This is a genomic window from Psychrobacter sp. ER1 (assembly GCF_048631835.1).
GTDB lineage: Bacteria > Pseudomonadota > Gammaproteobacteria > Pseudomonadales > Moraxellaceae > Psychrobacter.
Genome location: NZ_CP184640.1, coordinates 1,649,688 through 1,664,488, shown reverse-complemented (window position 1 = coordinate 1,664,488; position 14,801 = coordinate 1,649,688). Strand labels below are relative to the sequence as shown.

Below are 14,801 nucleotides of genomic sequence, written 5' to 3'. Positions count from 1 at the left end.
ATCAGACTGTGTATGCCGATGCCTTAATGGCTGAGATGCAAAAAATACTCGGATGTGGTTCAAGCTGTTTAACAGTGTTCTTGAGCGTTATTATGAAGCGGGTAGACCTTTACCAAATGAGCAGGTTGATATTTTGGTAGATGAGTCAATGTATACCTATACGTGTCTAGTAGAAAAAATCTTAGCTTACATAACCATGGATCAAGACTCGCGCTGGAATGGTTATGTCCGCCATGAGCATTCTTATCATGTATTTGGACGCCACTATCTTATAGTGTTTTATGCGCAAGACGATAGCAGTTCGCTGAGCGCAGAAAATGTTAGGCTTTCTTATAAAGATTTATTGTCAGATATTAATGTCCAATTACAAGAGCCAGTAATGGACGATTTGTTTTTACTGGGCGTAGAGTTTAGGCCATGCGAAGACAGTGTAAACACTGAGGTTTATCTAGATATTTTTCATCAATCAGGCTCATTGATTGATGAAAGCACTCAACGCTTATACGAGCGACTGGCACAACTTCAAGCTCAGTTATAACCAAAACATAGTATGATTCATTAGTTTGACGCTCCCTTTATATTTGTATTATTTACATTGGCATTTATTATGACGCAGCAATATCAAGTTTTAGCTCGCAAATACCGACCAAAAAACTTTCACGAGTTGATTGGGCAGACGCATGTGTCTCAAGCGCTGATTAATGCGATTGATTACAATCGTTTGCATCATGCCTATCTGTTTACAGGTACGCGCGGTGTGGGTAAGACAACGATTGCGCGTATTTTATCTAAATGCTTGAACTGTGATACAGGTATTACCAGCACTCCTTGCGGCGTATGCGATAACTGCGTTGCTATTGATCAAGGGCGTTTCATTGATCTTATTGAGATTGATGCCGCTTCGCGTACCAAGGTCGAAGATACGCGTGAGCTGTTAGACAATGTGCCTTATGCACCAAGCCAAGGGCGTTACAAGGTCTATCTGATTGATGAAGTACATATGCTGTCGACGCACAGCTTTAACGCGTTACTTAAAACACTAGAAGAGCCACCTGAGCATGTGAAGTTTTTATTAGCGACGACTGATCCACAAAAGTTACCGATTACGATTATTTCGCGCTGCTTGCAGTTCGTTCTGCGCCCATTACCTCAAACGTTACTTAGCGAGCACTTGGCAAATATCTTGACCAAAGAGCAGGTAGGCTATACTCAGCCAGCGATTTGGCAGTTGGCAAGTGCAGCCAAAGGTTCTGTGCGTGATGCTCTATCATTGACCGATCAAGCCATTGCTTTTGGTCAAGGCGCACTGGATGATGCGACTGTTAATGCAATGCTTGGTCTTATTGATGCTGCTGACTTAGTGCGTCTAATCACAGATATCTATAATCATGATAAGTCTGCGGTTGCTGCTCATATTGAGCAAATGCGCGCGCAAATGGTCGATGCGACTAGTATGTTTGATGGGCTCGCTGAGCTGTTACATCAGTTGGCATTGACTCAGCTGTTGCCTGAGGTTGCTCTTAATGTCAATGAGGCGCAAGCAAAAGACATTTATACGCTAGCTCAGCATATCAGCCCTGATGTCTTGCAACTGTATTACGAGATCGTTGTGCAAGCCCGTGAAGGCGTTAAGCTTGCAAGTACGCCGATGCAAGCGCTTGAGATGTGCATCTTGCGATTACTGGCGTTTCGTCCGTTGCCAGTCGATGAAGTCTTGAGCAATACTTATTATAGTGATGGGTCTGCTACCAAAGTACCAGCTATAGAACCAGTATCTTCGGCATCAGCCCCAGATGCTGCTGCACATGAAGCCTCAGCACCGTCGCCAGAGCTTTATAGTGTTGATTATCAGACTTCAAGTCACACTGAGCTACAAAGCGGTATTGATTATAATGACAATTTAGCACAGTCAGTGGCTAGTGCTATGCCTGAGCCAGTTGTTGAGCCTGAGCCAGTTGTTGAGCCTGAACCAGTTGTTGAGCCTGAACCAGTTGTTGAGCCTGAACCAGTTGTTGAGCCTGAACCAGTTGTTGAGCCTGAACCAGTTGTTGAGCCTGAACCAGTTGTTGAGCCTGAACCAGTTGTTGAGCCTGAACCAGTTGTTGAGCCTGAACCAGTTGTTGAGCCTGAACCAGTTGTTGAGCCTGGCGCAAATGATTCTCAGTTAACAGCACATTCTGATGAAGATCCACGCACATTGCTACGTTGTCCACCTCAAGAACTGACAGGTGAGTGGAACCCAGAAAAGTGGGACTACTGGCTGCAAACTGCTCGTGAAAGCGAGGTATTGGCACAAGATGAGCTAGCACTAGCACGACAAGGTACAATGACTGGACAATGCAATGGTAAAGCCACATTTTTGACCAGTGTTGATAGTAAGCACTTGCAGGTCACTTTTCAGCAATTAGCAGCTAAGCTACAACAGCAATTTACGCAAGCTGACATTGACTTGAAAATTGATAGTAGTATCATGCGGACCGAAGATAAAACCCCAGAGCGCCGACAGAAAAAACGTTTAGAGCAAGCGAAAACCGTTGCTGAAACGAAATTACTAAAAACACCAGTAATGCAGTATTTAACTGAACGCGGTGAGGGGAAAATGGGTAAAGTACAGCTATATTGAGATTTTAGAGCAGTGTTTGCTCAAAGTATCTAAAAGTATATTTATATATTGAACGTAGTTTTATATTAAATATCAAGGTGATAGCAATATATCACCTTGATATTTTTGTTTTTATTACGGGTCAAAATATATTTATCAAACAAGAGAGAACCATTTGATAACGATAAGATGAATGCAAAGTCGTTATAATGGTTAAGTTATATTAAAAACTGAAATGACGTTTAGGTGAGAATATGTTGGATAATTTACGCGGTATGGCTGTGTTCGCCAGTGTGGTCGGACATGGCTCTTTTAGTGGCTCTGCACGTGAGCTAGGTATTACAACCAGTGCAGTCAGTCAGCAAATTCGTTCGTTAGAGAACGAGCTTGGCGTGGTATTGCTACATCGCTCAACTCGTAAGCTAAGCTTAACAGAAGCTGGTGAGAGCTTTTACGAAGCGGCAAAGGATGTCGTCAGTGCAGCGGAGCAAGGGCGTATTAAAGTTAATCAATTGCGTGATGAGCTAGCAGGTAGCTTGCGTGTATCGACCACGCCTGAGCTTGGTGTTAATCACATACTGCCAGCACTCTCTACTTGGATGGCGGCACATGATGATCTAAGTGTCACCTATCTAGCTGACAACCATTATATTGATATGATTGACGAGCGTATTGATATTGCCATTCGCATGAGTCCATCGATTAATGATTCTAGTCTGAGTAGCCATCCATTAACTGATGTGCGCCAACTGTTGGTTGCTTCACCTCAGTATCTACGTCAGCACAGTAAGCTAAATACGCCTAAAGATTTGGCTGAGCATCAATTAATCTGTATTGAAATCATGAAAGATGCCAATCAGATTGATATGATTCAGACTGAAACTGGCAAAAAACGCGTGTCAAAATGAACTCACGTATCTATACCAATAACGTGTTTATGGCAACGACGTTGGCTAAAGAAGGTCACGGGTTGGTTAGAATGTTAGAAATGGACGTCAAGAAAGAGCTTGAGAGCGGTGAGCTGGTAGAAGTGTTGACTGGCTATCAATTACCAAGCTTTGTGCTATATGCGGTCACTTTAAATCGCGACCAACAGCCAGCTAAAATTACTCGTTGCCTAGAGGTATTGAAAAAGTACTTCCATGCAAATTAAGTGTTGTTCTCACTACGCACGAAACGTTTTTAGTTAGCAAAAAGCCTATAGATAATGAATTATCTATAGGCTTTTTTATTGTCTGTTATTAACGTTGAAGCATGCTTTAAAATGATGGTTTTAACAGATTGATTAAACGTTCAGCTACTTGTGTGCTTTCATCACGGCTCATGTTAAGTGGTGGCAGCAAACGTACCACATGACCACCCGTCACATTGATGATCAGCTTTTGCTCATCACGGGCACGATCTACCAGTTGGCTACAATCCATGTCTTCAGGTAGCGCGATACCAATCATCATACCTGCACCGCGACTGCTAACGCCATATTGGCCAAATGTATCAACGATACTTTCTCTGATGAATAAACCCTCAGTCACTGCATTTTCCATAATATTACTATTTGCTAATACGTCATACACGCTATGTACCACGCGGCTGGCCAATGGTGTGCCACCATAAGTAGAGCCGTGGCTACCAGCACCAAACAGACCATTAGCACGGCCACGTACCATGCACGCACCGACTGGGAAACCATTACCTAGACCTTTGGCTGTCGTCAACACATCAGGGCGAGCGTTGCTGTGTTGATAAGCAAAATATTTACCCGTACGGCCATTACCTGTTTGCACTTCATCTAGCATAAATAGCCAGTTATGAGCGTCACATTCTGCTTGTAGCTCTTCAAGATAAGTGAAGCCATTGGCTGCAGTATTCAGGCCGCCTTCGCCTTGGATCGGCTCTACAAAGATAGCGCAGATATCATCATGTTCTAGAGCAGCTTGTTTAACGGCAGCGATATCGCCAAATGGCACACGAATAAAGTCTTCATCTAGTGTATAAAATCCTTCGCGTGCTTTTGGATTTGCAGTAGCTGACAAAGATAATAAAGTACGACCATGGAACGATTGCTCCATCACGATAACTTTTGGACGTTTAAAACCTTGTTTGTACGCGTATAAACGTGCCAACTTTAATGCAGCTTCATTGGCTTCAGCACCGCTATTGGCAAAAACACACTGTCCATTTGGGCGGCGGTACATAGTATCTCTCCAGCACGCTCTTGCCAATCAATGCCAAACAAGTTGCTCGTATGGATTAACGCACCTGCTTGCTGCTGAATCGCATCAGTGACTTGTGGATGACAGTGTCCTAAGCCGCATACCGCAATACCAGTTAAGGCATCTAAGTAAGGCCTGTCATCTTTGGTATAGAGCCAACTGCCTGCACCGCGTGTAAAGCTGATTGGTTGACGATTATAAGTGGGCATCAGGTAAGTAGCAGACATGTAAAACATCCTTGGTATAATAATTGAGTAAAAGTGTGGGTTATAGCTCGTCAGAAAAAGGCGTGGTTTCTGCAGGTAAGGTGTAATCTTCGTTTGCCCAAGCACCTAAGTCGATCAGCTTGCAGCGACTGCTACAAAACGGCTTATATTTATTGTCTTGCCAGGCCGTCTGGGTGCCGCAACGTGGACAAGGGTAGGTCTTTGGAGGCGTATTTGCAGTAGAGTCAGTCATAAGAAAAGAGCAATGTCCTAAATGTTATTAGTATTGGTTGCATATGGCACAAGTATAAAACGCATCCGTCATTTAAATTACGACGAAACGAGGCGTACTCGCTATCGCTGTATTACTATTCAATTGGATTGACTATATAATAGCATGGGGCCGAATAATGACAAAAGACAAATGCTTTAAGGATAGTAGATGACCGACAATATTGATCTCACGCATCAGCAAGAGCGTGCCTTTCAACCACAAAAACTGTCAGCACCGCGTGACTTTATTATTCCAAATATCATTAATGACAATAAAGATGAAAAACCGTTGATGCTAGAGATTGGGGCAGGGAAGGGTAAGCATGCACTTAGCTTTGCCGCACAAAATCCTGATAAGCATCTGATAGCCATTGAACGCACGCGTAATAAATTTGAAGCATTCTCAAAATTAGCTACTCTACAAAATCTATCAAACCTAGACGCGATTCATGCGGATGCGATTGCATGGACAGTGCATGCTATTAAACCAAATAGTTTGGCTAAAATATTTATTCTTTATCCCAATCCTGAACAGCACAATCCAAATCAGCAATGGCTGAATATGCCTTTTTTGAGTTTTTATTATCACGCTTGCAGGTGGGCGGAGAAGTGATATTAGTCACTAATATCGAATCCTATATGGACAATGCAGAACACCAAGCAACCAAAGTATGGTGTCTGCCATCAACACGTTCTCGAGTACCAGCGACTAGTCAGCGCACTCATTTCGAAGTGAAATATCTTGCACGACAAGAAGTGTGTTGGGAGCTAAGTATTCGTAAGCCGAAATGGTATAAAACAAGATTTGACGATTGGCAGGTAAGTGCTATAAGCGAAAAATAATAGCCTAAGTAAAAATGCAAAGCTTATGTCAGTGCCTTACAATAAAGGTGGTAGTATTAGACATAAAATAGCCTAAGCAGTTAAAATCAAAAAGATGAAAAGCCGTCACTAAAGGACGGCTCAAAGTTTGCACGGTTTATAAATAAGGTTTTACAAGACTGTTAGAGTTGGTATGCGCATCTAAAACAGTCAAAAAGTATATGCACCGATAAACTTGCGGCTAATAAACATAAATTCTTTTGGTGGTAAGTTAAATTCAAAGGACTGCATTGCACGTGTGGCCGTAGTGGATAGGCGTGAATGTAATTTACTGTTGGCCCAAATATAGCGATTCTGCTCATCCAAACATTCACTAGGGATATTAGCGTTTTTCTCAGGGTCACTAAAAGGCTCGGTAGCAAGTAAAAATAACGAGGCAATATCTGAACGTACTTTATTGCTCATGCTATCGAAAAAGTCATATCCTTTCATAGCAATGCTCATTGCTTGCTGATCATGGCGATATCCCGCGCGTAGTAGACCACGAGCAATCGTTAACAAGTTACCATCAAACTGACGAATCGCTCCAAAATCTAGCAAAACCAATCTATCGATATCTTCTTCGTTTTCGCTCACACGCACTAAATAATTACCAAAATTAGGGTCTGTCTGCATCTCACCCCATACAAAAATCTCTTGCATCATGATTTCTATGGCCGCTTGACCAATGGCATTTCGGCGTTCATGAGGTAATAATTGTAATGCTTCCGAGACCACAGTGATACCTGGCTCGTATGACATACATAGCAGGCGTTTTTTAGAATAAGTACGATTAATCTTAGGCACGATATAGCGCGGATCATCAATTAAACGCTCGTAAAAACGTTCTGTCGTAGCCGCTTCCGCTTCATAATCGACTTCATGATGGAGTAGGTCACGTATTTCCTCAAACCAAGCATCGAGTGCGCGAGTTTGGGGGACTATATTACTTACTTTTAACAATCTTTTGAACAAGGCAAGATCAGAGTTGATAGCGTCTGCCACACCCGGATACTGAATTTTTAACACAACTTGTTCGCCAGTGGCGAGTACGGTCGCACGATGAACTTGAGCAAGAGAAGCGGTTCCGATGGGGACAGGATCAATGTCTAGCTCGTTTAGTTTGTTGCCTAGTAACTGGCGTAATGTTTGCTCAATCGTCGGCCAAGTCAATGTCGCCGTATCATCATTAAGGGTTTGCAAAGCGCGCGTGATCTCTGGCGGCAGTATATGCTCACCATAAATCGCTAGCATTTGGCCAATCTTGACGACTGAACCTTTCAATTTACCTAACTCTGATGCCAGATAATTTGCCTGAGTTTCCATAAACGCTTGATTACGTGCAGTACGTGCTTCTTTATTTAAAAACATACCAGACACGCTATTACCCGCCCAACGACGACCAATATTCAAAGAAGTTTTTGCAATCGACATACGACGATCAAACCCTGAGGTTTTTAGGCTATCGATTGACTGCTTGTTGCTAAAAGGTTTAGACGTATCATTTGCCATAAGTATAATCATTCATCCAATTGGTATTGATTTGCGGGTTCGAAACTTACAATACAAGGGAGACGTGATGCACAGGTACAAAATTGTATCATATAAAGCGCATTGGTTTTATGAGCCTGAGCTGGCCATTGATAGTTACTTTGTAAGCTAATATCTAGTGGTAACTATTGATAAATAGGTGCTTACTAGTTTGAGTATGATTGATAAATAGTTAGCATTTTTTAGCAAGTTCACTGGTTATTAAAATTTAGTGAAATCTATTTATAGCCAATAGGTCAGTATCAAAAAGATACTAAAAATAAGACCTAGCATGATGCTAGGTCAAATAATGATGTAGAGCTATAAAATATAGAAATACTATTAATCAAACATATTGAGCGAAACCTTCGCACTATCTAAAACACACTGCCCAAGACGTTACTCAATATGTCTCTTGGGATGCCTTAGCTGCTAAGCATTTTCGCGAGTGATGGCATGATGACCAATATCACGGCGATACTGCGCACCATCGAAGCTAATAGCAGCGGTAACTGCTAATGCAGCTCGCTGAGCATCAGAAATACTATCTGCTAGCGCAGTCACACATAAGACGCGCCCGCCGTTTGTGACGACTTCTTTATCATTATCGTTAGAAAGTGCCGTACCAGCATGGAAAACTTTAACAGCTTCGTCGTTGTTAGGATCTAGTTCTGGCAAGCCAGCAATCACATCACCTTTAGATGAAGTTTCAGGGTAGCCTTTTGATGCGACAACGATACCTAGAGCAGGGCGCGCATCCCATTTGGCTTCACTAGGTAATTGACCTGCCAAACCTTGTGCGACCAAATCGACCATTGATGACTGCAAACGCATTAAGATAGGCTGCGTTTCTGGATCACCAAAGCGGCAATTGAACTCGATGACATACGGGTCGCCTGCTTTATCAATCATAAGACCAGCGTATAAGAATCCAGTATAAGGATGGCCTGCGTTTTTCATTGCATCGACTACTGGTTGAATCACTTGCTGCATGACCTTGTTATGAACATCGCTCGTAACAACTGGAGCAGGGGAGTAGGCACCCATACCGCCAGTGTTTGGACCAGTATCACCTTCAAAAGCACGTTTGTGATCTTGGCTGGTTGCCATTGGTAGGATATTGTCACCATCAATCATACAGATAAAGCTGGCTTCTTCACCCTGTAAAAATTGCTCGATAACCACGCGGCTGCCAGCATCACCAAACTTATTATCCGCTAACATATCGTCAATAGCTTCATGTGCTTGTTCGATCGTTTCAGCAACGATCACGCCTTTACCTGCCGCAAGACCATCTGCTTTGATAACGATAGGCGCGCCTTGCTCATCGACGTAGGCTTTTGCAGCGACTGCGTCGGTAAAACCTTGATAAGCAGCGGTTGGGATATTGTTTTGCTCCATGAACTCTTTAGCAAAAGTTTTTGAGCCTTCTAACTGTGCACAGTATGCTGTTGGGCCCCATACTTTGATACCTGCATCACGACAAGCATCAGCAATACCTGTAACCAAAGGCGCTTCTGGACCAACAATTACCATGTCGATATCATTATTTTGACAAAAGGCGATAACAGCACTATGCTCGCCTGCGTCAGCGTCGGTAGACTCTAGCGTAACGTTTTGGCATTTAGGCTCAAGGGCGGTGCCGGCATTGCCAGGAGCGATGTAGACATTTTTACATTGTCATCTTTTGCACATTGCCATGCCAATGCGTGTTCGCGACCACCTGAGCCAACCACCAAAATATTCATCATACCTTTTGCCCTTAGCATTAAAGTTAATAGTGAGCGAGTCGTACGCTCTTAAATATGTTGGCATATTCTAACAAAAAAACGCCTTCAATTACCATGAGTATCCGCCTGCCAGCACCGAATCATCCATATCGATGTCTAAAAATGCATTGTCTCATTAGTAAAGGTTATCGACACATCGCTGATTCATGAAATGATGTTGTACACTTTAGCTCGCGCCTTATGTGCGTTACACTTCACTATATTGGTAGTATTAAATTCTGATGGCTACATATTAATAAAAAATAAGAGCAAAAAAGGAGAAAGTTTCTAACTGTTATAAAAATAAAATAAATCGCGTGAGTGGAAATACTGCACCGTTGCACCAATGATGAATATGCAGTAACAGTAGTCAATCTAAGTCGATAAACTTAAATAAATAAATGTTAAACCAAATCTATAAAAAAAGGACGCAGGAAATGCCAAACTCCCTCAGTATCGCAAAAGAGCGCATTAGCCAGATAAGCGATATTGCTACCAGTTATGTACAAAAAGACAAATCACTATTTGATCATTTTATTCATAGCTATTATCAGCCGCTGCATCAAGAAACTGCAGAGGCGATTAGTAATGCTGACTTGGCGGGCATGGCGCTACATCACTTTACACTACTCAAAGCTTACGACGGTAGCAAGCCGCAGCTGACAGTACTAAACCCAGCAGCAGAAGAGCAGCACTTTCACAGCTCGCACACTGTCATTCAAATCGCAGCTTATGATAGACCGTTCTTAGTTGATACGATTTTGATGAGCCTAGAAGCTGAAGGTATCGATGTTCATCGCACTTACAATATCATTATCAGTGTTGAGCGTGATGACAATGGTGATATTACCCATATCGAAGGCGCACATGAAAGTGCCACTTCGCATATGTCATTGATTCATTGTGAAATTGCTTACCAAGACAACGAAGACTTGGAAGCACTTCAACAGATGCTGATGTCAAAAATTGACACGCTTGATACGGTCGTTGGCGACTGGAAACAGATGCGTGCGCAGTTGAATGACATCAAAACGGAGCTTTCGACTAAGCCGCTACCGGAAGTATTCTACTCACAACAAGAAATCCAAGCATTTTTAGATTGGATCTTAGACGATCACTTCATATTCTTAGGATATCGTGAATACCGCTTGGAAGGTGGTCAGTCTATCGAAGTGACTTCTGAGCCGACCGATTTGGATTTATTTGCGATTGGTAACAGTGGTCTTGGTCTATTACGTGGTTCTGAAAAAGACAAGCTATCTGAAAGCTTTAGCCAATTGCCTAGAGGCTTAAAGCAATTGTTGACTGAGCCGCGCGTGTTAATGCTGTCTAAATCAAGCCGTGTATCACCGATCCATCGCTCAGTATATATGGACTTTTTGGGCATTCATAAGTTCGATGATAACGGCAACCTAATTGGTGAATACCGCTTTATCGGTTTGCTTACGTCACAAGCCTATCAGCTGACTGTACAGCAAATACCGCTATTGCGCGAAAAAGCCAATAAAATTATGGCGATGGCAGACTTGCCACGTGACGGTCATGCTCATCACAAGATGATGCATGTGATCAATACCTTACCGCGTGATGATTTGTTCCAAGCCAGCGTCGAAGAGCTATACCCAATTGTTTCGGGCATTACTCAACTACAAGACAAGAAGAGCTTACGTCTATTTAGCCGTATCGACCATTATCAGCGTTTTGTCTCGTGCTTGGTCTATATCCCACGTGATAAGTTCAACACCGAGCTACGCATTAAAGTCCAAAACGTCCTAAAAGACGCTTATAACGGTATGTCTTCAGGGTTTACCACTGAATTTAATGAATCTGCGCATGCTCGTGTGCACGTCCACGTACGTACCGTGCCTGGTCAAGTAAATGACGTCAATATCGCCACACTTGAAGCCAAATTATCAGCACTCATGCAATCATGGGATGATAATTATCAAAAAATGCTACTCGACAATGTGGGCGAACAACAAGCCAATGCTTTAAATCGTCGCTTCTTAAACTATATTCCTGCTGCCTACCAAGAGCGTTTTGATGCTCGTACCGCAGTCGAAGACACGAAGCGTCTGGCAGGACTGACCGCAGAGCAGCCGATGCTTTGGCACTTATACCAGTCGACAGGCGATGCACGTAACCAGCTCCACCTAAAACTATACGGTCGCGAGCAGCCGGTTATCTTATCAAAAGTGCTACCAATACTTGAAAACTTTGGTGTGTCAGTTATCTCAGCACAAACTTATGAGTTTGACTTGCCAGAGCAGCCTATCTGGATGCAAGAGTATGAGTTGACCCTAGAGCATGTCGATACAGTCAATATGCAAGTAGTGCGTGGTCAGTTCGAAGACAGCCTCAAACAAATCTGGGCAGGTCGCGTTGAAAGCGATTCATTTAATGAATTGGTACTAACAACTAAGCTCGATACTTATGATGTCGTCGTATTGCGTGCATTGTCTCGCTACATGCTGCAAGCACGTGCGCCATTCTCGAGTGCTTATATTCAGCAAACTGTGGTTAAAAACAGCGATATCAGTGTCGCATTAGGTAGTTTGTTTGACGCACGTATGAATCCTAAGTATAGCGAAGAAGAACGTCAAGAAAAGGCTTCTACTATCCAAGAGCAAATCACCGCTGCGTTAGCAGATGTAGATAGTCTAGACGAAGATCGTATCCTGCGCTGGTACTTAGATTTGATCAATGCAATGGTACGTACCAACTTCTATCAAGTCGATAGTGATGGTCAACGCAAAGATCGTCTGTCATTTAAGTTCTTGGCAGCAGACATTCCAAACTTGCCTAAACCAAAGCCAATGTTTGAGATATTTGTGTATTCACCACGCGTCGAAGCTGTACATTTACGTGGCGGCAAAGTCGCTCGTGGTGGTCTGCGCTGGTCCGATCGTATGGAAGATTTCCGTACTGAAGTGCTTGGCCTTGTCAAAGCACAGATGGTCAAAAACGCAGTAATCGTCCCTGTAGGTTCTAAAGGCGGCTTTATTGTCAAAACCAAGAGCATGGCTGATGGTCGTGAGGCATTCCAAGCAGAAGGTATCGCTTGTTATCAGACATTCTTACGCGGTATGCTTGATGTCACAGACAATATTGTAGATGGTAACATCGTCCCGCCAGCCAACACGGTACGTCATGATGAAGACGACCCGTACTTGGTTGTCGCAGCAGACAAAGGTACAGCTACTTTCTCTGATATTGCCAACGCGCTAGCAGCAGAGTACAACTTCTGGCTGGATGATGCCTTTGCCTCAGGTGGCTCAGTCGGGTATGACCATAAAGCAATGGGTATCACAGCGCGTGGTGGTTGGGAGTCGGTCAAACGTCACTTCCGTATGCGCGGTATGGACATCCAAAATCGTGATGACTTCACCGTTGTCGGTATTGGTGACATGAGTGGGGATGTTTTCGGTAATGGTATGCTGCTATCAACGCATACTAAGCTCGTTGCTGCCTTTAACCATTTGCATATCTTTATTGATCCTAATCCAGATACGGCCGCCTCATACGCTGAGCGCGCACGCTTGTTTGAATTACCACGCTCATCATGGGCAGATTATGAAGCATCATTAATTAGTCAGGGTGGTGGTATCTTCTCGCGCCAAGACAAAACCATCGCTATCAGCCCTGAGATGAAGTCGCTCTTCGATATCAGTGAAGACAGCCTTGCACCAAATGATTTGATCAGTGCGTTACTACGTGCACCTGTCGATCTTATCTGGAATGGTGGTATCGGTACTTATGTCAAAAGTGCAAACGAAACGCATGCTGACGTGGGCGACCGTGCGAATGATTCGCTGCGTATCGATGGTAATGAGCTACGTGCAGCCGTGGTTGGTGAAGGTGGTAACTTAGGTCTAACTCAGCAAGGTCGTATCGAGTACGCTCAAAAGGGCGGACGAATCTATACAGATGCAATCGATAACTCAGGCGGTGTTAACTGCTCGGATCATGAAGTCAATATCAAAATCTTACTTGGCAAAGTGGTCGAGCAAGGTGATATGACACTGAAGCAACGTAATGAGCTGCTTGAGAGTATGACTGAGACCGTAGCAGAATTGGTACTGCGTCAAAACTACTTGCAACCACAAGCGATTGAGCTGAGCCATATCCGTGCAGCAGCCAATCTGAGCGATCATCAGCGCTTTATTCAGATGCTAGAGAGTGAAGGGCGTCTGGATCGTGCGATTGAGTATCTACCATCAGATGAAGAGATTGCAAAGCGTCAAAAAGCGGATACTGGTCTGACCAATCCTGAGCTAGCAGTGGTCTTGGCTTATGGCAAGATGTGGGTTTATGACAATCTACTACTATCTGATTTACCAGATGATCCGTACTTTATCAATGAGCTACGTAAGTACTTCCCAGATGAGCTTGCGTCACGCTTCTTTGACGAGATGACTGAGCACCGTTTGCATCGCGAGATTATCAGTACTTACTTGACCAACAGTGTGGTCAACCGCTTAGGTATCGAAGCGCTATTCCGTCTCTTTGAGGAAACCGATCAATCACTAGCCACTATCGTACGTGGTTATGCGATTAGCCGTGATGTATTCAACGTATCGCGCGCTTGGAAAGCACTGGAAGCACTAGACAATCAAGTTGAAGCGACGTTACTGCTGAACCTTGAGCTACGTCTACGTGATTCACTTGAGCGCGGTGTGGTCTGGTTTATCAATGCCTTCGGTCAAAATCTGCAAGTCGCTGATATGATTAGCCGCTTCAGTGAAAGCGTTGAAAAATTGACTAAGCCAAGTGGTTTTATCGAGCAGCAATTTGCACAGTATCTGCAAGAAGACACCAAACGCTTGATGCAAAAAGAGCTGTCTGATAACGATGCTACGTTGTTTGCGATGCTACCGTACCATGTCGATGCGCTTGATGCTGCATTGCTGGCCGAGCAATATGAGCGTCCTGTTGATGAAATTGCAACCCTGTACTTTGAAGCCTATCAAGTGTTGCAATTAGATTGGATGATGGACAATATTGCCAATTTACCACAGCAAGACTACTGGGATCGCCGTGCACGCCATGCGTTAGTGAACGAGCTATCACGCAGCTTGCGCCTATTGATGGATGCGGTACTCTCAAAACCAGATGCTAAGCAAGCCTTTAGTGAATGGAGAGCAAGACACGTCGATCAGCTTGCAGCAGTCACCACAGAAATGAGTAAGTTAGATGAGCTGCATAGCAACGATGAAGAAGGTCAAATCGGTCTTTCAACGTTGTCAGTATTGATGAGTGAGCTTAGTGGTTTAGTTACTAAGTAATGAAGTAATATTAACCCAAACTGTCTCACAAAAAACCACCGTTCTTAATGTTCGGTGGTTTT

4 protein-coding genes and 5 pseudogenes are annotated in these 14,801 nt (G+C 43.5%); 5 read left to right on the top strand and 4 right to left on the bottom strand.

Annotation, left to right across the window (positions count from 1 at the left end; genetic code table 11):
- The first annotated feature begins 52 nt into the window (after positions 1–52).
- From ACOBWA_RS07505 to ACOBWA_RS07495, 3 genes and pseudogenes are all read left to right on the top strand, one after another.
- A complete protein-coding gene (locus ACOBWA_RS07505) occupies positions 53–538 on the top strand; it encodes a hypothetical protein (RefSeq protein ID WP_420228929.1) in 486 nt (161 codons plus the stop codon).
- 69 nt (positions 539–607) lie between these two features.
- Entirely contained in the window at positions 608–2,623 is a 2,016-nt protein-coding gene (gene dnaX / locus ACOBWA_RS07500) for a DNA polymerase III subunit gamma/tau (RefSeq protein ID WP_420228928.1), read from the top strand.
- A 233-nt stretch (positions 2,624–2,856) separates the two neighbouring features.
- Positions 2,857–3,755: pseudogene (locus tag ACOBWA_RS07495) on the top strand (LysR family transcriptional regulator).
- Between the two features lie 106 nt (positions 3,756–3,861).
- On the opposite strand, the pseudogene ACOBWA_RS07490 reads toward ACOBWA_RS07495, so the two are convergent.
- Both ACOBWA_RS07490 and ACOBWA_RS07485 read right to left on the bottom strand, forming a co-directional pair.
- Positions 3,862–5,051 (bottom strand): annotated as a pseudogene (locus tag ACOBWA_RS07490) (aspartate aminotransferase family protein).
- A gap of 31 nt (positions 5,052–5,082) precedes the next feature.
- Positions 5,083–5,274 (bottom strand): DNA gyrase inhibitor YacG, encoded by a 192-nt coding sequence (locus tag ACOBWA_RS07485; protein ID WP_057760289.1) that lies wholly within the window; start codon positions 5,272–5,274, stop codon positions 5,083–5,085.
- Positions 5,275–5,463: 189 nt separating this feature from the next.
- On the opposite strand from ACOBWA_RS07485, the pseudogene ACOBWA_RS07480 reads away from it, so the two are divergent.
- Positions 5,464–6,137 (top strand): annotated as a pseudogene (locus ACOBWA_RS07480) (SAM-dependent methyltransferase).
- A gap of 136 nt (positions 6,138–6,273) precedes the next feature.
- On the opposite strand, the pseudogene ACOBWA_RS07475 reads toward ACOBWA_RS07480, so the two are convergent.
- Together ACOBWA_RS07475 and purD are read right to left on the bottom strand one after the other, a co-directional pair.
- Positions 6,274–7,667: pseudogene (locus tag ACOBWA_RS07475) on the bottom strand (ABC1 kinase family protein).
- Positions 7,668–8,117: 450 nt separating this feature from the next.
- A pseudogene (purD, locus tag ACOBWA_RS07470) lies at positions 8,118–9,433 on the bottom strand (phosphoribosylamine--glycine ligase).
- 458 nt (positions 9,434–9,891) lie between these two features.
- Between purD and ACOBWA_RS07465 the strand changes: the two are divergent.
- Positions 9,892–14,739 carry an NAD-glutamate dehydrogenase gene (locus ACOBWA_RS07465; protein ID WP_420228927.1) on the top strand — a complete coding sequence of 1,616 codons (4,848 nt, stop codon included), beginning with the start codon at positions 9,892–9,894 and terminating at the stop codon, positions 14,737–14,739.
- Positions 14,740–14,801: the final 62 nt, after the last annotated feature.

Coding starts and splice junctions, on each gene's coding strand:
- ACOBWA_RS07465 (WP_420228927.1), top strand. CDS start 9,892: ATGCCAAACTCCCTCAGTATCGCAAAAGAGCGCATTAGCCAGATAAGC.
- ACOBWA_RS07485 (WP_057760289.1), bottom strand. CDS start 5,274: ATGACTGACTCTACTGCAAATACGCCTCCAAAGACCTACCCTTGTCCA.
- dnaX (WP_420228928.1), top strand. CDS start 608: ATGACGCAGCAATATCAAGTTTTAGCTCGCAAATACCGACCAAAAAAC.
- ACOBWA_RS07505 (WP_420228929.1), top strand. CDS start 53: ATGTGGTTCAAGCTGTTTAACAGTGTTCTTGAGCGTTATTATGAAGCG.